Source organism: Streptomyces sp. NPDC014801 (assembly GCF_043082085.1).
In the GTDB taxonomy this organism is placed as follows: domain Bacteria; phylum Actinomycetota; class Actinomycetes; order Streptomycetales; family Streptomycetaceae; genus Streptomyces.
Genome location: NZ_JBIBXG010000008.1, coordinates 380061 through 403435, shown reverse-complemented (window position 1 = coordinate 403435; position 23375 = coordinate 380061). Strand labels below are relative to the sequence as shown.

Genomic DNA, 23375 nt, shown 5'->3' with positions numbered 1-23375 from the left:
GCGGCGCGGTCCGGCGCGGCGGACGGTCATCCACTCGCAGGGCAGCCCGGCCCGACCGCGCGGCGGCCACGGCCGGAGACAAGGGATCGGACAATGAGCGAAGGCACCCCCCTGAACCCCCTGAAGAAGGCGGCCGAGAAGATCCTCGGCGGTGACACCGGACCCGCGGACGGGATCCCCGGCCGGCCCGGCCCCGAACCGCCGTCCGTCGAGGAACCCACCGAGGCGCGCGCTCCGCTGCCGCCGAAGCCCGACCAGACCGGCCCCGACAACTACTCCCCCACCGGCGCCGCCACCGGCGTCGACCAGGCCGAGGTGGCTCAGCAGGGCGCCCACCTGACCACCGCGCAGGGCGCGCGGCTCTACGACACCGACCACTCGCTGAAGGCCGGGCCGCGCGGGCCGGTGCTGCTCCAGGACCACCATCTGCGCGAGAAGGTGATGCACTTCGACCACGAGCGCATCCCCGAGCGGGTGGTGCACGCGCGCGGTGCCGCCGCGCACGGCATCTTCCGGGGCTACGGCACCGCGACGCCGGTCACCAAGGCGGCCTTCCTCGGCAAGGACGTCGAGACCCCGGTGTTCGTGCGCTTCTCCACCGTGCTCGGCTCGCGCGGCTCGTCGGACACCGTGCGCGACACCCGCGGTTTTGCGACGAAGTTCTACACCAGCGAGGGTGTCTTCGACCTCGTCGGCAACAACATCCCGGTCTTCTTCATCCAGGACGCGATCAAGTTCCCGGACGTGGTGCACGCCGCCAAGCCGCACCCGGACCGGGAGATCCCGCAGGCGCAGAGCGCGCACGACACGTTCTGGGACTTCGTCACCCTGCACACCGAGGCCACCCACCACACCCTGTGGAACATGTCCGACCGGGGCATCCCGCGCTCGTACCGCACGATGGAGGGCTTCGGCGTCCACACCTTCCGGCTGGTGAACGCCGACGGGAAGACGACGCTGGTGAAGTTCCACTGGAAGCCGAAGCTGGGCGTGCACTCCCTGGTCTGGGAGGAGGCCCAGATCATCAACGGCGTCGACCCGGACTTCCACCGGCGCGACCTGGCCGACGCGATCGAGTCGGGCGCCTACCCGGAGTGGGAGCTCGGCATCCAGACCTTCCCGGACACCCCCGAGCAGACCTTCGAGGGCATCGACCTGCTCGACCCGACGAACATCGTGCCGGAGGAACTCGCCCCGGTGCAGCCGATCGGGCTGCTCACCCTCAACCGCAACCCGTCGAACTTCTTCGCCGAGACCGAGCAGGTCGCCTTCCACGTCGGCCACCTGGTGCCCGGCATCGACATCACCGACGACCCGCTGCTGGCCGGCCGGCTGTTCTCCTACCTCGACACGCAGATCACCCGGCTCGGCGGTCCGAACTTCCCGCAGCTGCCGATCAACCGGCCGCACGCGCCCGTCAACGACATGCTGCGCGACGGCATGCACCAGACCGCCGTCCACCGCGGGGCGGCCCCCTACCGGCCGAACTCCCTGGACGGCGGCTGCCCGTTCACGGCCGGCGCGGACATGGGGGCGTACGTCGAGACGCCGGTGCGCATCCCCGAGGCGTCGAAGGTGCGCGAGGCTCCGGAGTCGTTCGACGACCACTTCAGCCAGCCGCGCCGGTTCTGGCTCAGCATGAGCCCGGTGGAGCGCGAGCACATCATCGGCGCCTACACCTTCGAACTCGGCAAGTGCTACGAACAGGCCGTCAAGGAACGGGCGTTGCAGGTGCTGGCCAACATCGACCCCGAGCTGTGCGCGGGCGTCGCGGCCGGCCTCGGGCTGCCCGAGCCCAAGCCGACCGTGCCGCTCGCCGACGTCGAGCCGAGCCCGGCGCTGTCGCAGGTGGGGCAGACCTGGCCGACGGACGGCCGCATCATCGGCATCGTCACCGGGCGCGACGGCGACCTGGCCGGTGTGCGCGCAGTACGCGAGGCGGTGCTCGAGGCCGGAATGGTGCCGCTGGTCGTGGCGCCGACGGGCGGTGTCCTCGGCTCCGGCGACGGCACGGTGACGGTGCAGCGCAGCTACGCGACCGCGCGCTCGGTCGAGTTCGACGCCGTGCTGGTGGCCGGGGCGCCGGGCGTGGGCGACGACGCCTACGGCGCACGTGACGCCAAGGGCGCGCCCGCGGCCGTGTCACCGAACGCGCACGACCCCCGGGTGGCGCTGCTGCTGTCGGAGGCGTTCCGGCACGGCAAGGCGATCGCCGTGTGGGGCGGCGCGGAGCCGGTGCTGCAGGCGGCGGGCGTGCCCGCCGACGCGCCCGGCGTGGTCAGCGCCGACAGCGCCACGGCGGCCCTGAGCGAGGTCAACCGCCTGCTGGGCCTGCACCGGGTGTGGGAACGCTTCACCGCCGCGGGCTGAGCCGCACGGCGGGGGCTCCGGGCCTCCGGCGCCCCCGCTGAGCGGTCGACGCTCCCTGCCGTACCGCAACAGAGCCGTCGGCCTCCTGCCGAACCGACCAGGGGCCGTGCGCGGCGTCCGTGCCGCGCACGGCCCCGACGCTTGCCCGGACGCCTTGGGTGCGCGGATCCCGTGCGTCCCCGGACCCCGTTCCCGCCCGGACGCCGTTCCTGCCCGGACGCCGTTCCTGCCTGGACCTCCGTGCGCGCGGCGGCCTCCGGCATGGGTACGGACCCCTGGCGTGCGCGGCGCCTGCCGCGTGCACGGCACACGCATCAGCGCGAACCCGACCGGGGGCCGGGTGCGGGGCCGTACTATCGGTGATCTCTTGGGGGAGGTGGTCATGGGCAGGCGGAGCCCGGGAACGCCGACGCTGGAAGAGGTGGCCGCCCGCGCGGGCGTGGGGCGCGGCACCGTGTCGCGCGTCATCAACAACGCGGCCGGGGTGCGGGATTCGACCCGCCGGGCCGTGGAGAAGGCCATCGCCGAACTCGGTTACGTGCCCAACCACGCCGCGCGCTCCCTGGCCGGACGGCGCGCGGACGCCGTGGCCCTGGCCATGACCGAGCGGGACTGGCGGCAGTTCGGGGAGCCGTTCTTCAACGAGACCGTGCGGGCCGTCGGCGACGCCCTGGCCGACACGGACCTGCATCTGCTGCTCACCCTGATCCGCAGCGACACCGAGCGGCGCAGGTTCGTGGAGTTCGCCCGGGGCGGCCGGGTGGACGGAGCGCTGCTGATGTCCGTGCACGCCGGCGACCCGCTGCCCGACATGCTCGCCGAGTCCGGGCTGCCCACCGTGCTCCTCGGGCGCCGCTGCGACGACGAGCGGGTGAGCTACGTGGACGTGGACAACGAGGGCGGGGCGCGCGACGCCGTCGCGCACCTGCTGCGCGGCGGCCGCCGGGCCGTGGCGACCATCACCGGGCCGCTCGACATGTACGTCGCCCAGTGCCGGCTGCGCGGCTACCACGAGGCCCTGCGGCGGGCCGGTGTCGCGACCGACGACTCCTGGGTCGTGGAGGGCGACTTCACCGAGGACAGCGGGCGCCGGGCGATGGCCGAACTGTTGCGCCGGCACCCGGAGGTCGACGGCGTCCTCGCCGCTTCCGACACCACCGCGGCGGGCGCGGTCGCCGCGTTGCGCGCCGCCGGGCGCCGGGTCCCCGAGGACGTGGCGGTCATCGGTTTCGACGACTTCCCGCTGGCCACGCGGACCGATCCGCAGCTGACGACCGTGCGGCAGCCGCTGGAGGAGATCGGCCGGACGCTGGTGCGCCTGCTGCTGGAGGAGATGGAGCAACCGGCCGTGGCCTGGCGGCACGTGATCCTCCGTACGGAACTGGTGCTGCGCCGCTCGGCTTGATGGCGCCGGTCGATCCGGCCCAGTCTCGGTCGGCCGGTCCGACCCAGTACCGGCCGGTCGGCCGGACGCGGTACCGGTCGGTCTTCGGTCCGCTCCGGGCCGGTACCGTCCGGTCGGGCCCGCCGGCCGTTCGGGAGCGCTCCCGAAGCCGGGCCGTCGCCGCCCCGCGACGGCCGGACGGCCGCGACCTGCGGGTTCGAAAATACTTCGACACCAAGGGCGCCGCCCGTCTTGTCAGGGCCATGCCCTCGCCCTACAGTCCCCTGCGAGCCGCTCACTGGGAGCGCTCCCATTCCCATGCATGGGAGCGCTCCCGCCTCCGCAACCCCACACCCGGAGAGGTTCCCCATGCCGTCCTTACCGCGCCGCTCCCCCACCGCCGGCGGCCCGCCCGGCGTCCTGCTCACGGTCCTCGCCGCACTCGCCGCCCTGGCGGCGCTGCTGGTCTCGGCGCCCCCGGCCGCCGCCGACACCACCCTGTGCGAGGCCTTCGCCACCACCACCGTGCAAGGCCGCTACATCGTCCAGAACAACCGCTGGGGCACCAGCGACACCCAGTGCGTCACCGCCACGAGCAGCGGTTTCCGGGTCGACCAGGCGGACGGCTCCGTGCCGACCAACGGCGCCCCCAAGTCGTATCCGTCGATCTTCAACGGCTGTCACTACACGGTCTGTTCGCCGGGCACCGCGCTGCCCGCGCAGCTCGGGACCATCTCCCGGGCGCCGACCTCGATCTCCTACAGCTATGTGAGCAACGCGGTCTACGACGCCGCGTACGACATCTGGCTGGACCCGACGCCGCGTACCGACGGCGTGAACCGCACCGAGATCATGATCTGGTTCAACAAGGTCGGCTCGGTCCAGCCCGTCGGCTCCGCGGTCGGCAACGCGACCGTGGCCGGGCGCAGTTGGCAGGTGTGGTCCGGCAACAACGGCTCCAACGACGTGCTGTCCTTCGTCGCCCCGTCCGCGATCGGCAGCTGGAGCTTCGACGTGATGGACTTCGTCCGGCAGGCCGTGAGCCGCGGACTCGCGCAGAACAGCTGGTACCTGACGAGCGTCCAGGCGGGCTTCGAGCCCTGGCAGAACGGGGCCGGCCTCGCCGTGACCTCCTTCTCCTCCGGCGTCGACACCTCCGGCGGCACGGGCGACCCGGGCACCCCCGCCGCCTGCACGGTCGGCTACGCGACCTCCGTCTGGACGGGCGGTTTCACCGCCGACGTCACCGTGACCAACACCGGGTCCGCCCCGGTCGACGGCTGGACCCTGGCGTTCACCCTGCCGTCCGGGCAGCGGATCACCAACGCCTGGAACGCCACCGTCTCCCCGGCCTCCGGAAGCGTCACGGCGCGCAACCTCTCCCACAACGCGCACCTCGCGCCCGGCGGAACCCAGAGCTTCGGGTTCCAGGGCACCTACGGCGGCACCTTCGCCGAGCCGACCGCCTTCAGCCTCAACGGCGCCCCCTGCGCCACCGCCTGACCCACCGCCCGCAGCGGACCGTACGCCTCCCCGCCCGCCCGGCGCCGACCACCCCGGGTCGGCGGGGACTCCACCCGACCGTACGGAAGGAGCTACCCCCCATGGCACGACGCAGCAGACTCCTCTCGGTGGCGGCCGCCTTCGCCACCCTGCTCGCCGCACTCGGCCTCACCCTCCTCGGCCAGGGCACCGCCCAGGCCCACGGCGTGGCCATGCTGCCCGGCTCCCGCACCTACCTGTGCTACCTCGACTCCCGCACCCCCACCGGCGGGCTCGATCCCACGAACCCCGCCTGCAAGGACGCCCTCGCCCAGAGCGGCGCGACCGCGCTGTACAACTGGTTCGCCGTGCTCGACTCGCACGCCGCCGGCCAGGGCGCCGGGTACGTCCCGGACGGAACTCTGTGCAGCGCGGGCGACCGGTCGCCGTACGACTTCTCCGCCTACAACGCCGCCCGCGCGGACTGGCCCCGCACGCACCTGACCTCCGGGGCGACCATCCAGGTGCAGTACAGCAACTGGGCCGCGCACCCGGGCAGCTTCCGCGTCTATGTGACCAAGCCCGGCTGGTCGCCGACCTCCCCGCTGGGCTGGGGCGACCTCCAACTGGTCCAGACGGTCACCGATCCACCGCAGCAGGGTTCGCCCGGGACGGACGGCGGCCATTACTACTGGAACCTGACCCTGCCCTCGGGGCGCTCCGGGGACGCGATGGTCTTCATTCAGTGGGTGCGTTCCGACAGCCAGGAGAACTTCTTCTCCTGCTCCGACGTCGTCTTCGACGGCGGCCACGGCGAAGTGACCGGGATCCGCGGCTCCTCCACGCCGACACCCACCCCGACTCCGACGCCCACGCCCACGCCGACCCCGACCGATCCGCACACCGGCTGCATGGCCGTGTACAGCGTCACCAGCGCCTGGAACGGCGGCTTCCAGGGGTCCGTGGAGGTCATGAACCACGGCACCACCCCGCTGGACGGCTGGGCGGTCGCCTGGCAGCCGGGCGTCGGGACGCGGGTGTCGACGGTGTGGAACGGCACCCTGTCCTCGTCGGCCGACGGGCGGGTCAAGGTGGCCAACGCCGACTACAACAGGGTGATCGCGGCCGGTTCCTCGGTCACCTTCGGCTTCACGGCCACGTCCAGCGGCAACAACGTGCCCGTCGGCTCGATCGGCTGCGTCACGCCGTAGCCGGGACGACGGGAACGCCTGCCGGCACGGGGCGACGCCGCCGGCACGACGGCGCGGGGCCGGGGGGAGACCGGTCCCGCGCCGCTCGTCGTATCCGGGGGGTCAGCCGGCCGCGGTGTTCTCCCGCAGCCTGACCTGCTGCTCCAGCCGCTGGAGGCTGGCGTCCAGGGCCTGATGCACCCGCTCCTCGCCGGGGTCGTGTTCCTCGTCGAAGAACGACAGGTGCACGGTGACCTCGCTGGCCCCGCTGCCCATCCCGGCGACCTGCAGCCAGCCCGCGTAGTCGCCCTGGTCGCGGGTGCCCCACTCCAGGCGCATCTGTTCGGGCCGGGGCCTGAGCAGGGCGGCCGTGTCCTGGTCGCTGCCGTCCTCGTGCACGGTGACGGCCGGGAGGTCCTCGGCCCGCACGTGCAGGGCCCGCGGCAGCCAGGCGTCCAGCTGGTCCACCTGAGCGGCCTGGTCGAAGACGTGCTCGGGCTGTGCCGGCATCGTGCGCGAACGCTCGTACTCGCTCATCGCTGCACCGTTTCCTCGGGTCGGGAGCTACGCCTCGTACCGCGTGCCCCTCCTGGCGTGGTCCAAGCCGGTCGGCCGCCCCGCGCCCGGCACCCGATGTTTCCGTCCCGGTCACCGGACCGTCGGGGGCCGGCCGCCCGGGCGACGGCGAGCCTCCGCAAGATCAACACCGCTTTACCCTCCCATGACCAAGGAGTGCGCGTGAACAGCATCCGATCGGCCGCCGCCGGCGCGTCCGTGGCCGCCGTCCTGGCCCTCGCGAACGCCCTGCCGGCCGCCGCGGCCGGCGAGGCGGACCTGCCCGCCGTCCATCCCCGCGTGGAGACCCCGGCCCTCTACGACGACGCGGCGGGCGGAAAGGCCGACGCGGACGACCCGGCGATCTGGCGCAACGCCGCCGACCCCGACCGCAGCCTGGTCGTCGCCACCGCCAAGCAGGGCGGACTGCGGGTGTACGACCTGGACGCGCGCCTCGTGCAGTCCCTCCCGGCGCCGGCCCCGGCGCACCCGGGCGACGCCCCCGGCCGCTTCAACAACGTCGACCTCGTGCACGGCATGCGGCTGGCGGGCAAGCGGGCGGACTTCGCGGTGACCACCGACCGCGGCAACGACCGCCTGCGCGTCTACCGCATCGACCCGGCCGCCTCGAACGGCCCCCTCACCGACGTCACCGACCCGGCCGCCCCGCCGGTCTTCTCCGCCGACCAGACCGAGATCGACGACCAGCGCACCGCCTACGGCCTGGCCACCTGGACCGATCCGGCGACCGGCCGCTCCTACGCCCTGGTGAGCCGGCGCGAGCGCACCACGCTCGCCCTGCTGGAGCTGACCCCGACGGCGGACGGCCGCGTCGGCTACCGCACCGTCCGCACGCTGGATCTGCCGTCGTCCTTCCGGCTGCCCGACGGCACCTCGTGGTCGCCCTGCGCGGAACCGGGCGAACTGCCGCAGGTCGAGGGCATGGTCGTGGACCCGGCCAACGGCACCCTGTACGCCGGGCAGGAGGACGTCGGCATCTGGCGGCTGCGCGCCGACCTGAGCGGCAAGCCGGTCCTCGTCGACAAGGTCCGCGAGTACGGCGTGCCGGCGACCTACGACGAGGCAAGCGAGGAGTGCGTCGCGGGCCGCGACCCCGGCTTCGGCGGCAAGCGGCTGACCGCCGACGTCGAGGGGCTGACCCTGGTGTCCGAACCCGGCGGCGACGGCTATCTGCTGGCCTCCAGCCAGGGCGACGACACCTTCGCCGCCTACGACCGCGAGGTGGCCGAGGACAACGAGTACGAGGGCGGCTTCCGCGTCACCCCGGCCTCGGCGGCGCTGGACGGCTCCGAGGAGTGCGACGGCGCGGACGCGCTGAACCAGCCGCTGGGCCGCCGGTTCCCGCACGGTCTGCTGGTCGTGCAGGACGGGCACGACGCTCCCGGCGACGGCGACCGGGCCGCGACGAACTTCAAGTTCGTCGACCTCGGCGAGGTACTGGACGCCCTCGACGACTGACCCGTACGGGTCCGTGCGCGACGGTCGCCTCTACGATGAGCGCGGGTGTGGGAGGAGGCCGGCGGCATGGACTTCGGCGGGCATGTCCCCTGGGGGCAGAGATGGGCCGCACGGGCCTCGTTGGCGGCGGCCGCGGCCGCCGTGCTGCTGCCCGTCCTCGTCGGCGGTGCCACGGGGCTGCTGCTCATGCTGGTGGGCACGGCCGGGCTCGGGCTGACCGCGGCAGCCCTGTGGTGGGCGCTGTCGCGGCGCGGCCCGGTCCGCCTCGCGGCGGCGGTGCTGGCCGTGGCCACCCCGGTGGCCGTGGTGGCGCTGTTCGCGGCAACCTTCGTCTGGGCACTGATCGTCTCCCCGCTGCTGTGGGCCGTGGCCGTGTGGTGCGGCCGGTACGCGCTGCGCAGCACCGGGGAGCACCGGCCGGTGATGCGGGAGCGGCCCGTGCCGCCGGCGCGACGGCCGTTCCTGGTGATGAACCCGCGCTCCGGGGACGGGAAGGTGGAACGGTTCGGCCTGAAGGAGAAGGCCGAGGCGCTGGGCGCCGAGGTGGTGCTGCTGGACCCGGACCGCGAACAGGACGTCACCGCGCTGGCGCGGGCGGCCGTCCGGCGCGGCGCGGACCTGCTGGGCGCGGCGGGCGGCGACGGCACGCAGGCGCTGGTGGCGGCGGTGGCCGCCGAACACGGCCTGCCGTTCCTGGTGCTCAGCGCGGGGACCCGCAACCACTTCGCGATGGACCTGGGGCTGGACCGCGACGACCCGGCCGCCGGACTGGCCGCGCTCGTGGACGGCGTGGAGCTGCGGGTGGACCTGGGGTACGTCAGCGGGCGGCCGTTCGTGAACAACGCCTCCTTCGGGGCCTACGCCGCGGTCATCCAGAACCCGTCGTACCGGGGCGACAAGGTGGGCACCGCCCTGGAGATGCTGCCCGACCTGCTGACCCGTCAGGACGGGCCGCGGCTGACCGCCCGGCTCAAGGGCGCCGCCGCCGGGCGGACGGCCCTGCACGAGCCGCACGCGGTGCTGGTGAGCAACAACCCCTACCGCACGGGCGATCCGCTGGGTCTCGGCCGGCGCGACCGGCTGGACTCGGGCACGCTCGGCGTACTGGGCGTACGGGTGGACAGCGCGGTCGAGGCGGCGGCCCTGCTGCTGGACCCGCAGCCGGCCGGCCTGACGATCGCGGCGGCACGCGAGGTGGTCGTCGACGCGGACCGGCCGGAGATCGAGGTCGGCATCGACGGGGAGGCGCATGTGCTGCCCACCCCCGTGCGCTGCCGCATCGCCCGCCGTGCGCTGCGGGTGCGGGTGCCCCGGGAGCGCCCCGGGGTGCCCGAGCCGCCGCCCCGGATGAACTGGCGGCGGGTGCGGAAGCTGGCCGCCTCGGTGGGCCGCACGGCCGTCCCCCGCCGGGTGCGGCGTCTCTGACGGGTCGTCAGTGTCCCGCTTCGGCGGGCCCGGTGTGCCGACGGCGGGCGTTGTTGTAGATGCGCATCAGGTGCTTGGCGACTGCGCAGGCGGCTTGGTCGGCGTGACACTGCCGGCAGGTGCGCAGGTGCTCCTGATAGGTGGCGCGGGCTTCTTCCAGGGCGGCCACGGGGGCGTTTTCAGCGGGCATGACACATCTCCGAATGAGGGCGCGTGCCTCAGACAGCGCCGGAATTGACTGTACGGTGCACCCGGAGACAAGGTGATCATGTTACTGCCGGTACTGGAAAGTCGGTCCGGAACGGCCCGCCCGGTCACGGTGGGTGATCAGCGGTGCGGCGGCAGATCCCCCTGCCAGTCGAAGCGCAGCGGCTCGGCCTCGCGCGGCGCGTAGAGCGCGCGGCCGCCGGGGCCGTGGCGGCCTATCTCGGTCGGCAGGGCCACGCCCCCGTCCTCCTGCCGCTCCGGCCCGTCGGTGACATCCAGCAGCAGCCCGTCCAGCGGACCGCCGACCAGCTCGGCGTAGCGGCGGCCCGGGCGGGGCGCGGCGTCCTCGTGGTCGGCTCCGTACACACGGCCCTGCATGAACTCGGTCTCGTCCATGGCCACAGCGTCGCATCCCCCACTGACAACGGCGCCCGAGCCGGGGCGGCAGCCGCCTACGCCTCGGCGCCGGCGCGCGGCTCCCGCCACATCGACCACAGGGGCGGGCCGCCGGGACCGAGGCGCAGTTCCTCGCGCACCCGGAAGCCGAAGTGTTCGTAGAGGGGGACGTTGCCGGGCTTGGAGGACTCCAGGTACACCGGCAGCCCCGCGGCGTCCGCCCGGGCCAGCCCCGAGCGCAGCAGGGCCGCGCCGTGGCCGAGGCCTCGGGCGGCGGGATCGGCGCCGATGACGGCGAGGTACCAGTGCGGCTCGCGCGGGGTGTGCCCGGCGGCCCGCTCGACGGCGTCCTTGAACGCGGGGGCGCGCTCTCCCAGCACGTCCACGAGCCGGCGGATGGTCTCCTCGTCCGGCACGGCCTTGTCGCGGGCCCCGTCCGGCACCCAGAAGGCGGCGGCCGCGCCGGTGCGCTCGCAGACGCCGTGCGGGCCGTACTGCCGGGTGAAGAGCACCTCGAAGTAGGCCTGAAGCCGCCCGGCGCGCAGGGCCTCGTCGGGGAAGAACCAGCGCATCATCGGGTCGTCGTCGAACGCGCGGGCCAGGACGCGGCTCACCAGGGCGGCATCGCCCGGCGCCGTCGCCGTGATCTCGGGTATCGGCATGCGGGCATCCTGTCATCGGTCCCAACTCATGTGGACACAGGGGTCGTTGACGCCCGCACCGGGGTCAACCGGTCACCTCCGGCCCCAGCCGCCGCCGGGTTGTCCCAGGGTGTGCGAGGCTCCCGCCTCCCCTGGCCGAGCCCCATCGGCGGGCCTGGAGCTCCCCGCCCCGGCACCCCGGGTCGGCCCCGACGCGTCCAGCGCCTGCACCCCACGGGGACCCCGCCGCCGCGGCCGGCGCCTGCGCGCCGGAGCAGCCCCGGACTGTTGAAAAAGTGACGAAAAGGGATTTATGGGATTTTTGCATCATCACGGGAAAACGGGTGAACCAGTGAGGTGGGTATCCGCAAACCCCACAGGGAGATGGTCATATGCCTTCCACCGAATGCAAGATCGAGGAACTCACCGCCATCGAGCTGGAGGAAGTCCTGGACCCGGCCGAGCCCGAGGGTGTCTACCGCGACAGCCGGCAGTGCGCCGCTCTCGCGCTCCAGGCCGGCACCAGCAACCTCCTGCTCTCCCCGCCGACCCCCCGCCCGAAGAAGGGCTGACGGACCGACGGGAGCACCCATGGAGCAGTCAGGTACCTCCGCCCTGTTGCAGGGCGTGGTGCAGGACCTCGCTTCCGGCGTGGCCACCGCCCTCCGTGGCGGCGGCCACGCCCCCTGGGCGGGCGAGGCCCTGTCCGAAGGGCAAACCGACGGCGTCGTCCTCGCCGCCGTGCGCGTGCTGGGAGCGGACCTGCTCCTGCCGCACGCCCTCCTCGGCACTCCCCCCGGCCCCGGCGAGCTGACCGCGGTCCGCACGGCGGCCGAGGCCTTCCCGCCCCGGCCCGGCGCCGCGCCGAACGTGGCGTGGAGCCACTGGGGCATGACCCGCGCGCTGCACCGCGCCGACCCTGCCCCGGCCGGCCCGCCCCCCGCCGAACCCGGCACCGCCTGGCTCCGGGACGACTCCTGGCAGTCCCTGACCCACCGTCTGGCGGTGCTGGCGGCCCTCGCCGTCCCCGGTGAGGACAGCGCCGTCGCGCGCGGCGCCCAGCAGCGCGTGGTCGACGTCGCCCGCGGCTTCGTCCGCGCCGTACGCCGCCGGGACTGGCGCCAGGCCGCCGGAGCCGGCCGCTGGCTGGCACTCCTGCGGGACGTGCCCGAAACTCTGGGCCTGGACGCCGGCCTGGACTTCGTGGAGCTGATGGGAGGCGACGACGCGTGCGTGGCCCTGCAGGTGCGGGCCGCACGGCTGATGCGCAGCGGAGTCGCCGCATGACGGCGGCGCGCGTGCGGGAGGTGACCGGGACGTCGTTCGCCTGGCTCCAGGCGGAACGCGACCGTTTCGTCCTCGGCGAGGGCGCGCTCGACGACCCCGGCGTGGTGAACACCACCTGGAAGCCGCTCGGCGAACTCGCCCAGGTCTGCTCGACCGCCCTGCACGTCGTCCCGCCGGCGGATCCGCTGTACGCGGCAGCCGCCGATCTGCTCTCCTTCGCGTGGCGGCAGACCGAGCACGGCGACCTGCTGCTGCGCCTGCAGCGCCACGAACCCTTCGCGACGTATCCCCTGGAGGTGTACGCCGCGTTCGCCTCGGCCGGCCTGCGCCACGACGGGTTCGAGGAGCTGACCGCCCACCTCGTCCGCGCGCGCGGCCGCCGCCTCGTGGAGCAGGTGCCGGTGCGCCGGCTGGGCGTGCTGCTCGCCGAACGGCACTGCGGCCGCCCCCCGGACGGCGAGGTGCCGGGGACGGTGCGCCGCACCTGGCTGGGCGGGCTGCCCGAACCGTGGACCTTCGAACGGTTCTCCGGCTACGCCCTCACCCACGTCGTCTTCCACCTCACCGACTGGGGGCGCGGCGGCCCGGGCGTCGAGCCGGAGGTGGCGGCCTATCTGACGCTGTGGCTGCCGGCCTGGCTCGACACCTGCCTCGACGCGGGCATGTGGGACCTGTCCTGCGAACTGCTCGCCGTGGCGGCGAGCGTGCCCTGCCTGCCCGCCCCCGCAGCGCTCGACACCGCCTGGACGGCCCTGGCCGCCGCCCGGCACCCGTCGGGCGCGCTCCCCGAGGAGCCGCACCTGGCCGCCGGCGCCGGTGAGGCGGCGGACTTCCTCGGCCACTACCACTCCACCCTCATGGCGGCCTTCGCCGGCGTCCTCACCCTCGACCGCCTCCGCGGGGACGCGCACGTCCCCCAGGGACCGCAAGGAGTACACGCATGACCGGCGCGCGCCTGACGCACACCGTGAGTGTGCGTGCCCTCGAATGGCTGTGGGCCCACCGCGACGGCTTCCGGCTGGAGCCCGACGCGGACCCCGAGGTGGGTTTCCTGGAGCGCTTCAAGCCCATCGGCGAACTCGCCCTCGTGTGCACGGTGCTCTTCCGCGAGGGAGTGGCCGGCTCACGCCAGGGCGAGCTGGCCCGCAGGCTGCTCGACCACGTCTGGCGCGACAGCCTCGACGGCGGCGCCCTGCTGGAGCGCGGGCAGCGCACCGAGCCGTTCTCGCCGATCCCCTTCGAGGTGTACCTGCCGTTCCGGGAACTGGGCTACAGCCGGCCCGGGATCGAGCGGGCCACCGAGCTGAACCACCGGCTGGAGAGCTGGTCCGCCTTCGAGACGGCCCCCACCCGGCGGCTCGGCCTGTCCGCCGCCCAGCGCCGCTTCGGCCTGACCCCGCGGCCGCCGGAGGCCGAGGCCTACCGCCGCACCTGGCTGGCCCGCCGGCCCGAGCCGTGGACCGTGGAGGGGCACACCGCCTACGACATCACTCACGCCGTCTTCCACCTCACCGACTGGGGCGAGCACCCCGAGCGCCTGCCCGCCGAGGCCGCCGAGTACCTGGCACTGTGGCTGCCGGCGTGGCTCGACGACTGGGTGGACCTGCAGCGCTGGGACCTGCTCGGCGAACTGCTCGTCGTCGACGCCTGCCTGCCCCGGCCCACGCTCGACCCCCGCGCCTGGGAGGCGTTCGCGGCGGCCCAGCAGCCCGACGGCGCCATGCCCGCGGTACGCACCATGCCGGAAGGGGACCGGGACGAGGTCTTCGACGTCGTCTACCACCCCACGCTGGTCGCCGCGTTCGCCGGCACCCTGGCCCTGTCCCGTTCCCTCGACGACCTGGCGCGGGCGTCATGAGCGGCGCGCGGCGCACCACCTGGCCCGAGCCCGCCCTCCCCGAGGAGACCCCAGTCGCCGGGCCGTTCACCAGGGGCGACGACGAGGAACGGCTCGCGGCCGCCGTAGAGGCGTCCGACGCGCCCGACGCCGTGTTCGCGCTCTCCCGGCACGGACACCGCATCGTCCACTGCGGCGGCCGCCGCTTCACCACCACGCCCCGGGAAAACCTGCGCTACGAGATCGGCTCGGCCTCCAAGACCTTCACCGGCCTGCTCCTGGCCGACCTGATCCAGCGCGGCACCCTCACCGGCGGTGAGTCGGCAGCCGCCCTCCTGGCGCCCGGCCGGCCGGCACGCACCGCCGGGATCACCCTCGCGCACCTGGTCACGCACACGTCCGGACTGCCCGCGCTGCCCGTCGACTTCTTCCCGCGCGCGCTGCCCGCCTGGCACACCCAGCCCTACGCACGCTACCCGGCGGAGCGGGTCGTGGCGGCCTTCCTGCGCGCCCGGCCCCGGCACCGGCCCGGCAGCCGCTGGCACTACTCCAACTTCGGAGTCGCCGTCCTCGGCCACGCCCTCGCGGCGGCGGCCGGGACGTCCTGGGAGGACCTGGTCACCGCGCACGTGCTGCACCCGCTCGGCCTGCGGGACACCGGGCTGTGGGCGGGTTCGCCGGCCACCGACGCCGTGGGGCACGGCAAGGACGGCCGTACGCCCACCCACGGTTTCGATGCCGGCGGGTTCCAGGCGGCGGGCGCCGTCCGGGCCACCCCGGCGGACCTGCTCACCTTCCTGGAGGCCCACCTCGATCCGGGCGGGGCGCCGCTGCCCGGCGCGCTGCGGGCGGTCCGCGTGCCGGTACTGCGCCGGGGCCTGGGCCGCCGGCACACGCACACCCTGACCTGGTTCCGGCATCCGACGGACGGCGGGCCGATGTACTTCCACAGCGGGGCCACGCTCGGTCAGCAGGCGTTCCTGGGCTTCCGGCCGGACACCGGCACCGCGCTGGCCGCCGTGTGCACCCGCCGGTTCCGCGCCTCCGACCCGTTCGTGGCCACGGCGTACGCGCTGCTGTTCGACGACGGGACGTGAACGCGAGCCCCCATGGCGGAGCCTGGGGTGACGTGCAGCCCCGGGACCGGGCGGGGGCAGAACACGCCGGTCCGGGTCCGGGCGGAGGCAGAACACGCCGGCCCGGGTCCGGGCCGGAGGCTGAACGCACCGATGCGCCTGGGCGGGAGTCCCTGGCACGCCACGGGCCCGACGCGCGGGTGGTGTCCGCGCGCCGGGCCCGTCAGGCGTCGCTCACAGGCGCTGCCACAGCGCCGGGGTGCTCTTCGGCGCCCACGCGCCCTGCGCCTGGTGGGACTGCAGGCACTGGTAGCGCACCTTGTCGTACGTCACCGTCGCCCCGGTCTCGTACACCCGGCCCGTGGCCCACGCGTCGGCCGCCGTGTCCTGCGGGAGCGGGGCGTTGGACTGGGCGGTGGCGGTGACCAGGGTCAGCCCGAAGTCGCTCAGGATCGGGTTGACCGGCTGGAAGAACGTGGTGCCGCCGCTCGTGCAGTCGCCCGAGCCGCCGGAGGTCACGCCCTGCGCCTGCGTCCCCGCCATGTACGGGCCGCCGGAGTCGCCGGGCTCGGCGCACACCGTGGTCCGCGTCAGCCCGTTGACCGTGCCCTCCGCGTAGGTGACGGTGGCGTTCTGCTCCTGGACGGTGCCGCAGTGCCAGCCGGTCGTGGAGCCGGAACGGCACACGGACGCGCCCACCATCGCCTCGACGGAACCGGCCACGTCGACGGTCGCGCCGCCCTCGCCGCGCACCTTGGGCGTGACGGACCAGCCGCTGGTCACCCCCACCCACGACATGTCCTTGCCGGGGAACGTGGAGGCCTGGAAGGTGCCCTGCTGGGTGCCGTTCGGGTCGGTGGTGGTGTCACCGGGCTTGCCGCAGTGGCCCGCCGAGGCGAAGCCGTTCTGGTCGCCCTTGGTGACGGAGAAACCGATGGAACACCGGAAGGTGTTGTTGATGTGGTACGCGTCGCCGCCGACGAGATCGGCGAGCGCGCGGGGCCGTTCCTTCGACACGCGCACGGCCACCCGCTTCGTGGACACGCCCGCCGCCTTGATCAGGGCGTCCGCCGCCTGACGGCTGGTGGCCTGGACGACGACCCGGTTGGTGCGCACGTCGACGTACCGCACCGGTGTGTCCGCGGCCTTCTTCGCCCGCAGCGCCGCCTGGTCGAGCTTCGTCTTCAGCGACCGCAGGTCGCTCAGCGACGCGCTGACGACGGCCGCCTTCGCGCCCTGGGCGCGGATGGCGGACGCGTCGGCGGCGCGGGTGGTGGCGACGGTCAGTTCGGAGGCGGTGCTGCCCTTGACCCAGGCGCCGGCGAAGTGCGCGCCGAGGGTGTTGCGCAGCCGGCCCGCCCGGGCGCCGGCCTCCGCCTCGTTGACCAGGCGGGCCGTCGCCTGAGCCGGGGTCAGCTTCAGGTCGCGCTGGAGGGCCTGCAGCATCGCGGCGGAGGGCCGGTCCGCCCCGAGCGTCTGCGCCGCGGACGGGACGGGACCGGGGGCGGGCGGGGGCGCGGCGTCCGCCGCGGGGTGGACCGCGGCGAGGGCGAGGGCGGCGATCGCCACCAGGGCGGCACGGCCGGTGCGCGCGGGATGTCTGCCGACCATACGGAAGGCCTCCTTGGACTCGGATGAGGAGTACGAGACGTAGGACGTCGTGGAGCCATAGGCCTAGCCGCGACGTCCGCTCCTCATGGCGCCGGCGGAGGTGTTTCCCGCGATGGGGGACGCGAAGGGTGGCAAGTGCAGTAAGTCGGCGCCGCCTACCCGGGTGTGCCGGTCCGGGACGGGAGCCGCGCGGGGATCCGTTCGAGCACACCGCCCGCGAACACGTCGTACAGCGGCAGCGTCTCCAGGTGGACGTAACCGATGTGGCAGTCGCACACGGCGAGCGGGCAGGGGCGGGGGCGCAGGGCTGCCCGCCAGGAGCCGTCGTAGAGGTTGCCGAGTTCGGCGGGCACGAAGTGGCAGCGGCGCACGGTGCCGTCCCCGTCGACCGACACCACGGACTCTCCGGTGCGGCAGGGCAGTCCGGCGCTCGGGTGCGGGTGGCGGCTGTAGGGGAAGAGCGGGTCCAGGGCCGTCCACCGGTCGGCCTCGGCGTCGTCGTAGAGGTGTCCCTCGGCGGCGTTCACCCACAGGTAGACGTGCGGGGGGAGGTCGGCGCGCAGGCGCCGCGCGGCTTCCAGGTGGCCGGGCAGGCCGACGATGCCGACGCTGAAGCGGACGCCGCGCGCGGCGAGGTCGTGGCACTTGGTGAGGAAGCGGTCGTAGGGCGTCTGGCCCGGGTGGTAGGTGCACCACAGGGCGAGCGTGTCGAGGTCGGCGTCGGCGAGCCAGTCGGTGCGGCAGCTGAGGTTGGTCTGGATGGCGACGCGGCGGATGTGCGGCAGGTGCGACAGCTCGGTGAGGGCACGCCGGTACCAGGAGCGGACGAGGCCCTCGCCCCACGGCGTGAACAGCACGGAGAGCCGGTCGCCGCGCTGACCGGCGGCCCAGGCGGCGAACCTCTCCAGGCAGGCGCGGTCGGCGCGCAGTTGGCCGGGGCTGTCGCGCCGCTTGGCGAAGGGGCAGTAGGGGCAGTCGTAGTCGCAGGAGGCGAGCGGGCCGCGGTACAGCAGGGTCAGATCCATGGACCGCCGCCTCACTTGCGGGCGTAGGCGGCCATGGCGGCGCGCACGGCCGGGGAGAACAGCTCGGGCCCCACGGCGTCGGAGTAGGCCAGGCCCTCGGCGGTGAGCCGCAGCGTGCCGTGCGCGCCGTCGCCGGCGAGCCAGCCGCGTTCGGCGAACCGGCGCAGCTGCGGGCCGAAGTCGTCCGCGGGGGTGCTGCCGAAGCGCTCCCGGTAGTCGGCCACCCGCAGGCCCTCGGCCTGCAGCAGGGACTGCAGCAGGTGCCGGCGGCGGGCCTCGCCGGCGTCGATGCGCCGGCCGTGCTCGGCGTGGGCGAAGTCCTCGGTGGCGACGTAGTCGTCGATGATGCCGCGGATCTCGTGCATCGAGACGGCGTAGTCGAAGGAGTAGTGCAGCGCGGCGGTGTAGGAGCGGGCGCCGCAGCCGAGGCCGATCATGCCGTCGGTCTGGCAGGCGTGGTCGTCGGGTCCCTGGGGCGGGGCGTCGGCGCGGCGGAACATGCGCATCGACTGCTGGGTGTAGCCGTGCGCGAGGAGGTGGTCGCGGCCGGCCCGGTACAGGCGCAGGCGCTGCGCGTCCCAGGCCGGGTCGGCGTCGTCGGCGCGGCGGGCGAGACCGGTCAGGGGGCGTATGTAGAGCGGGTACAGGTACAGCTCCTCGGGGCGCCAGGCGAGGGCGGCGTCCAGGGAGCGCAGCCAGCTGTCCTCGGTCTGGCCGTCGATGCCGTAGATCAGGTCGATGTTGAGCACCGGGATGCGGGTGTCGCGGACGCGGGCGAGGGCCGCCTCGACGTCGGCGCGACGCTGAGGGCGTACGGCGGCACGGGCCTCGATGTCGTCGAAGCTCTGCACGCCGAGGCTGAGCCGGGTGGTGCCGCGCTCGGCGAGCACGCCCAGCCGGTCCGCGGTCGCGGTGGCGGGCGACGCCTCCACCGACAGCGGGATGCGGCCCAGGCCGGCGCCCATGTGCCGCTCGGCGATGTCGCACAGCCGGGTCAGTTCGGCGGCGGTGAGGAAGGTGGGGGTGCCGCCGCCGAACGCCGCGGTGGCGAAGCGGACCGGCTCCGTGTCGCCGAGCGCGTCGCGTACGGCGCGGCCCTGCCGCTCCAGGGCGTCCAGGTAGGCGCCGGTCAGGCCGTCGGGGGCGCCGATGCGGGTGAAGAGGTTGCAGAAGCCGCAGCGCACCTCGCAGAACGGGATGTGCAGATAGAGGGAGAGGGCGTCCTTAGGCTCGCTCTCCCACAGGGCGCGCAGGGACGGCCGGTCGGGCAGCGGCCGGTAGGCGGTCTTGTGCGGATAGGCGTAGACGTAACTCTGGTACGGCCGCGGGGGTGCGGGGCGTGCGGGGGTGACGGTGCTCATCGGGCGGCCTCGGCGGGGTGTGCGTGGTCCATGGACGGCACGGGGTCCATGGCCGGGGCGGGTTCGAGGAAGAAGTGGGCGTACGGCACGGTCCAGACCGCCTCGTGGCCGAGGCGGTGGCCGGTGTAGCCGTCGTCGCCGTAGGCGGTGCCGTGGTCGGAACAGACGATGGCGAAGCAGCGGCGGCGGCTGCTCGCGGCGGCGAACAGGCGGCCGATGTGCCGGTCGACGTACTCCAGGGCGGCGGCGTGCGTGGCGCGGGAGTCGCCCGCCTCGCGGGTGGCGCCGGGCAGGTGGAACCAGTTCGGCTGGTGCAGGGCGGCGACGTTGACGAACAGGAACAGCCGCTGGTCGTGGGGCAGGGCGCGCGCCACCTGCTCGGCGCGCTCGACCTGCGCCTCGAAGGAGGTGGGCGAGGCGACGCCGAACTCCGGCTCCCAGTGGGCCTCCTGGAAGAAGCCGGGCAGCACCGAGCCGAGCGGCCCCTGCCGGTTGAAGAAGCCCACTCCCCCGATGCACACCGTGCGGTAGCCGTCCTGGGCGAGGGCGCCGACCAGGTCGGGCGCGTCGTAGACGTAGGTGCGCTCGGCGGTGGTCTCGCTGCCGGCGAACCGGGCCGCGAAGAGCCGCGGGTGCGGGCCGGGTGCGGCCGGGGTGGGCAGGAAGCCGGCGAAGATCGCCTGGTGGGAGGCGTACGTGAAGCTGCCCGGGGCGTGCCGCTTCTCCCACCGGCCGCCGGGCAGATGGCGGGCCAGGTGGGGGATGCGGCCGGCCGCGGCGAGTTCGGCGGCGACGTCGTACCGGAGGGTGTCGAGGGTGACGAGCAGCAGGTCGTGACTGCCGACGACCTCGTTCATGTCCAGGTCAGGCGCGGGCATGGGGTGTTTCCGTTCCGTGGTGGTGCGATGCCGGGGGTGCGGGGCGCGCGGGCGGATCGGCGCGGCGAGCCTGGTCGGGCGGATCGGCGCGGCGGGCCTGGCCGGGCGGACCGTACGAGCCGGCCCGTCCCAGGCCGCCGGGCAGTCCGGGCAGTCCGGCCGGTCCGGGCGCACCGGGCGGTCCGGGTGCGTCAGGCGGTCCGGGTGCGTCAGGCGGTCCGAACGCATCGGGCGGGTTCAGCGGGTCAAGCCGTCCAGGCGCGCCGGGCAATCCGGGCCGGTCGAGCGGGTCGCGCCGGTCGCGAGGGCCGTCCGGTTCGCCTGGGGCGCGGCGGCCTTGCGGCGCACGGGCGTCACGCCGGGCCGGACGCACCTGCACCGCGGCCCGATCGTGCGGCGCACGCATGGCACGCCGGGCCGGTGTCCCGGGCGGCTCGGACGGGCCGCGCGGGTCACCCGCGTCAGGACGGGCCAACGTCCCCTGCCCCACGGACGGGTCCAGCCGCACACCCGCAACACGCCGCGCCGACGTTTCCCTCCCCACGGACGGGTCCGGCACCTGACGCCAGGCGAACCCCGTGTGCGGTGTGCGCAGCAGCGCCGCGACCTGGGCGGCGTACGTGTCCAGGCCCTCCGCGCCGCTGCCGGGCAGGCCGGTGAGCCGGGGCAGCAGGTCACCGAAGGCGTTGACCTCGCCGACGGCGACGCGCCGCCAGCCGGCCGCCGGGAGCAGGTCGACGCCGACGCACAGGGTGCGCGGGAAGCAGGCGGCGGCCCGCTCGCAGGTGGCGAGCACCTCGCCCCAGGGCAGGCCCGCGTCCTCGAAGGCCCGCCGGGCCGCGTCCAGGTCGCCCCGCCGGCCGCCGAGGTGGAGGTTGGTCAGCGGGAAGGCGCTGGTGCGCACCACCGCGTGGGTGGCCCGGCCGGCGATCACGACGACGCGCAGGTCCGCGGCCCGGCCGTCCTGCGACGCCTTCGGCAGCCAGCGCTCCAGATGCAGCCCGTCGGGCGCGAGGGCGTCGACGAGGGCGGCGATGTCCCGCTCGTCCTCCAGGCGCCGCACCCGCAGCGAGTTGAACAGCCGTCCCCCGGGGGCGGCTTCGACCGAGGTGGTCGCCCTGACGCGGCCGCGGGGACCGGACTCCACGGCGAGCACCCCGGACGCGGACGAGCCGTGCGCCGGCTTCACGAACAGCCGCGGCAGGTGGTGCTCACGCATCAGCCGCCGTACGTCGTCCCAGCCGCCGACCGGTGCGGCCGCCGGGCCCGAGGTGGGCGAGGCGGGCACGGGGACGCCGGCCGCGCGCAGGACGGCGTGGCAGCGCCGCTTGTCGAACAGCACGGCCAGCTCGTCCGGGTCGTCCAGGCGGAGGCCGCCCCGCAGGCCGCGCACGGCGGCCAGGAAACCGGCGTACCAGCGGGCGGAGCCCTCCACCCGGGTCGGGTCGTCGGTGCCCCGCAGCAGCCGGTCCACCTCGGGGTTCTCGCCGGGCGAGTCGAGGCGCACCACCTCCTCCGGCGCGAACGCGGCCCCGCCGTCCCGCAGGACCCGCGTCCACGGGACGACACGGGGTGCGGGCAGGCCGGCCTCCGTCACGGCCCGGGTGAACAGGGTCACCCGCCGGTTCTCGGGGTTGCCGACGACGGCGATCGGCGCCGCCGGCCGGGCGGGCGGAACGCCGGGCACGACCGTGGTCACTCGCCCACCGCGACGTACCGGTGGACGGTGCCGTCGGTGTCCACGTCCTCGTCGGCGCCGTCCCGGTCCAGGTCGACCTCGACGCCCGCGGGTTCGAGGGTCTGCCGGATGCGTTCGGCGAGCGCCTCGCTCATGAAGTGGTGGTGCAGGTCGAGCTTCTTGAGGTGGGTGAGCGGCTGGCCGGCGAGCAGCGCGGTGGCGCCCTCGTCGCTCAGGGTGCCCATGGACAGGTCGAGCACCTCCAGCCGGGCGACGACGGGCGCGGACGCCACGGCCGCGGCGACCTCGTCCTGTATCTCGCTGTTGCGCAGCGCGAGATGACGCAGCCGGGGCAGGCGCTCACCGGACAGCAGCGGGGCGAGGTCGGCGGCCTCGCTGTCGGCGCCGTACCAGGAGGTGCCCAGCCACAGGTCGAGGTGTTCCAGCGCCGGCAGGTCGCTCGCGCCGATGCCGCGGACGACCGCGACGGGCAGGCCGCCGGTCTGCACGGTCAGCCGGCGCAGCCCCTCGTGCCGCAGCGCCGTCCAGCCCAGGTCCTCGCCGCCGCGCACGCCGAACTCCTCCAGTTCCGGGAAGCCGGCGAGCAGAGCGCTGACGTCGGTCTGGTTGATCCAGGAGATCTCGCACTCCTCGCCCGTCATGTCGCCCAGGAACAGGGCGCGCAGGGCGGGGAGGCGGTCGCGGGCGGCGAGCAGCGCCTCGATGATCGCGGTGGGCGCGGTGTCGTAGGCGTCCTCCCAGGCGCCCACGATCAGCGCACGGACCCCGGTGGTGTCCACGGCGGCGCAGAAGCGGGCGAACACCTCCGTCCAGTCCTCCTCGGCGTCGTAGGTGTCGCTCTCGATCCGCCAGGCGACGGCGGAGGCAGCGGGGAGGTCCGGCTTGTCGCCGGACTGGGGGAAGGTGAAGGCGGGCAGCCCGTACAGCTCCTGAAGGTGGTCGCCGATGGTCATGCGGACTGCTCCTGACGTGAGGGCCGGTCGTGGGTGGGGCGCCGCGGGTGCGACGTGCGAGCAGTTCTACCAACAGGCACTGACAGGCGGGTGCGGCGGGGAGCGGCAGCGGCCCGTTGTCAGTGCCGGCCCCTACGGTCTTCTCCAGGCCCGCGCACCGTGCGGCGGGCGGAGGGGAGAGCTCTGTGTACCGGCAGGGAGACGTGCTGATCGTGCCCGTGGCGCAGGACGCGGTGCCGCCGCACGTGGAGCAGGCGGCGCGGGAGCCGCGGGACGCGCGCGGCCGGCTGGTGCTGGCGCTCGGCGAGGTGACCGGGCACGCCCATGCCGTGGTCGGTCCGGGCGAACTGGTGCGGGAGCCGGGGCCGTTCGGGCCCATGCTGCTGCGGCTGCCGGAGGGCGGGCGGGTGGTGCACGAGGAGCATGCGCCGATCACCCTGCCGAAGGGCTGGTACCGGGTGGTCCGGCAACGGGAGTACGTGCCCGGGTCGGTGCGGATCGTGGCGGACTGAGCGCGGT

General features: G+C 74.6%; 21 protein-coding genes and 1 pseudogene. 12 read left to right on the top strand and 10 right to left on the bottom strand.

Annotated elements, in window-relative coordinates; all coding sequences use genetic code 11:
- The first annotated feature begins 93 nt into the window (after window positions 1-93).
- The 4 genes from ACF1AL_RS21740 to ACF1AL_RS21725 all read left to right on the top strand — a co-directional run bounded on the left by ACF1AL_RS21740 (window position 94) and on the right by ACF1AL_RS21725 (window position 6447).
- Complete coding sequence (locus ACF1AL_RS21740) at window positions 94-2370, top strand: catalase (protein ID WP_391826957.1); 2277 nt, start codon at window positions 94-96, stop codon at window positions 2368-2370.
- Window positions 2371-2752: 382 nt separating this feature from the next.
- Window positions 2753-3775, top strand: a complete 1023-nt coding sequence (locus tag ACF1AL_RS21735) for a LacI family DNA-binding transcriptional regulator (RefSeq protein WP_366841235.1) — start codon at window positions 2753-2755, stop codon at window positions 3773-3775.
- A 348-nt stretch (window positions 3776-4123) separates the two neighbouring features.
- Complete coding sequence (locus tag ACF1AL_RS21730; RefSeq protein WP_391826955.1) at window positions 4124-5257, top strand: cellulose binding domain-containing protein; 1134 nt, start codon at window positions 4124-4126, stop codon at window positions 5255-5257.
- Window positions 5258-5358: 101 nt separating this feature from the next.
- A complete protein-coding gene (locus ACF1AL_RS21725) occupies window positions 5359-6447 on the top strand; it encodes a lytic polysaccharide monooxygenase (RefSeq protein ID WP_391826953.1) in 1089 nt (362 codons plus the stop codon).
- Window positions 6448-6549: 102 nt separating this feature from the next.
- Here the strand turns inward: ACF1AL_RS21725 and ACF1AL_RS21720 are convergent, their stop codons facing one another.
- Window positions 6550-6963, bottom strand: a complete 414-nt coding sequence (locus ACF1AL_RS21720; protein ID WP_366841232.1) for an SRPBCC family protein — start codon at window positions 6961-6963, stop codon at window positions 6550-6552.
- 201 nt (window positions 6964-7164) lie between these two features.
- Between ACF1AL_RS21720 and ACF1AL_RS21715 the strand changes: the two genes are divergently transcribed.
- Window positions 7165-8460 (top strand): phytase, encoded by a 1296-nt coding sequence (locus ACF1AL_RS21715; protein WP_391826951.1) that lies wholly within the window; start codon window positions 7165-7167, stop codon window positions 8458-8460.
- A 66-nt stretch (window positions 8461-8526) separates the two neighbouring features.
- A complete protein-coding gene (locus ACF1AL_RS21710) occupies window positions 8527-9885 on the top strand; it encodes a diacylglycerol/lipid kinase family protein (protein ID WP_391827008.1) in 1359 nt (452 codons plus the stop codon).
- A gap of 7 nt (window positions 9886-9892) precedes the next feature.
- On the opposite strand, the gene ACF1AL_RS21705 is transcribed toward ACF1AL_RS21710, so the two are convergent.
- The 3 genes from ACF1AL_RS21705 to ACF1AL_RS21695 form a co-directional block, all read right to left on the bottom strand.
- A complete protein-coding gene (locus ACF1AL_RS21705; protein ID WP_366841230.1) occupies window positions 9893-10075 on the bottom strand; it encodes a hypothetical protein in 183 nt (60 codons plus the stop codon).
- Between the two features lie 137 nt (window positions 10076-10212).
- Complete coding sequence (locus ACF1AL_RS21700; protein WP_384205485.1) at window positions 10213-10488, bottom strand: hypothetical protein; 276 nt, start codon at window positions 10486-10488, stop codon at window positions 10213-10215.
- 56 nt (window positions 10489-10544) lie between these two features.
- Window positions 10545-11150: a GNAT family N-acetyltransferase gene (locus ACF1AL_RS21695; RefSeq protein ID WP_391777609.1), complete on the bottom strand. Its 606-nt coding sequence runs from the start codon at window positions 11148-11150 to the stop codon at window positions 10545-10547.
- Window positions 11151-11521: 371 nt separating this feature from the next.
- Between ACF1AL_RS21695 and ACF1AL_RS21690 the strand changes: the two genes are divergently transcribed.
- Genes ACF1AL_RS21690 through ACF1AL_RS21670 form a run of 5 tightly spaced genes read left to right on the top strand, consistent with a single transcriptional unit; the run spans window position 11522 to window position 15350 of the window.
- Window positions 11522-11701, top strand: a complete 180-nt coding sequence (locus ACF1AL_RS21690) for a hypothetical protein (RefSeq protein ID WP_391826949.1) — start codon at window positions 11522-11524, stop codon at window positions 11699-11701.
- Between the two features lie 19 nt (window positions 11702-11720).
- Window positions 11721-12416, top strand: coding sequence for a hypothetical protein (locus ACF1AL_RS21685; RefSeq protein ID WP_391706066.1), 696 nt, complete (start codon window positions 11721-11723; stop codon window positions 12414-12416).
- Window positions 12413-13360 (top strand): DUF6895 family protein, encoded by a 948-nt coding sequence (locus tag ACF1AL_RS21680; protein ID WP_391777608.1) that lies wholly within the window; start codon window positions 12413-12415, stop codon window positions 13358-13360. Before ACF1AL_RS21685 ends, ACF1AL_RS21680 begins: the two co-directional genes overlap by 4 nt.
- Complete coding sequence (locus ACF1AL_RS21675; RefSeq protein WP_366841224.1) at window positions 13357-14274, top strand: DUF6895 family protein; 918 nt, start codon at window positions 13357-13359, stop codon at window positions 14272-14274. Before ACF1AL_RS21680 ends, ACF1AL_RS21675 begins: the two co-directional genes overlap by 4 nt.
- Window positions 14271-15350 (top strand): serine hydrolase domain-containing protein, encoded by a 1080-nt coding sequence (locus ACF1AL_RS21670; protein ID WP_391706072.1) that lies wholly within the window; start codon window positions 14271-14273, stop codon window positions 15348-15350. Before ACF1AL_RS21675 ends, ACF1AL_RS21670 begins: the two co-directional genes overlap by 4 nt.
- 213 nt (window positions 15351-15563) lie before the next feature.
- Here ACF1AL_RS21670 and ACF1AL_RS21665 read toward each other — a convergent pair whose 3' ends face one another.
- The 6 genes and pseudogenes from ACF1AL_RS21665 to ACF1AL_RS21640 all read right to left on the bottom strand — a co-directional run bounded on the left by ACF1AL_RS21665 (window position 15564) and on the right by ACF1AL_RS21640 (window position 22856).
- Window positions 15564-16940 (bottom strand): alpha-lytic protease prodomain-containing protein, encoded by a 1377-nt coding sequence (locus tag ACF1AL_RS21665; RefSeq protein WP_386420580.1) that lies wholly within the window; start codon window positions 16938-16940, stop codon window positions 15564-15566.
- 155 nt (window positions 16941-17095) lie between these two features.
- Complete coding sequence (locus tag ACF1AL_RS21660) at window positions 17096-17965, bottom strand: STM4011 family radical SAM protein (RefSeq protein ID WP_384205499.1); 870 nt, start codon at window positions 17963-17965, stop codon at window positions 17096-17098.
- An 11-nt stretch (window positions 17966-17976) separates the two neighbouring features.
- Window positions 17977-19326, bottom strand: coding sequence for an STM4012 family radical SAM protein (locus ACF1AL_RS21655; RefSeq protein WP_391826947.1), 1350 nt, complete (start codon window positions 19324-19326; stop codon window positions 17977-17979).
- Window positions 19323-20183: an STM4013/SEN3800 family hydrolase gene (locus tag ACF1AL_RS21650; RefSeq protein ID WP_391827006.1), complete on the bottom strand. Its 861-nt coding sequence runs from the start codon at window positions 20181-20183 to the stop codon at window positions 19323-19325. Before ACF1AL_RS21650 ends, ACF1AL_RS21655 begins: the two co-directional genes overlap by 4 nt.
- A gap of 610 nt (window positions 20184-20793) precedes the next feature.
- Window positions 20794-21903: pseudogene (locus ACF1AL_RS21645) on the bottom strand (STM4014 family protein); the annotation flags it as partial.
- Window positions 21900-22856, bottom strand: coding sequence for an STM4015 family protein (locus ACF1AL_RS21640; RefSeq protein WP_386420581.1), 957 nt, complete (start codon window positions 22854-22856; stop codon window positions 21900-21902). The pseudogene ACF1AL_RS21645 and the gene ACF1AL_RS21640, both read right to left, overlap by 4 nt.
- 185 nt (window positions 22857-23041) lie before the next feature.
- On the opposite strand from ACF1AL_RS21640, the gene ACF1AL_RS21635 reads away from it, so the two are divergent.
- On the top strand, window positions 23042-23368 hold the full coding sequence (locus ACF1AL_RS21635) for a hypothetical protein (RefSeq protein WP_384205504.1): 327 nt from the start codon (window positions 23042-23044) through the stop codon (window positions 23366-23368).
- Window positions 23369-23375 lie beyond the last annotated feature (7 nt).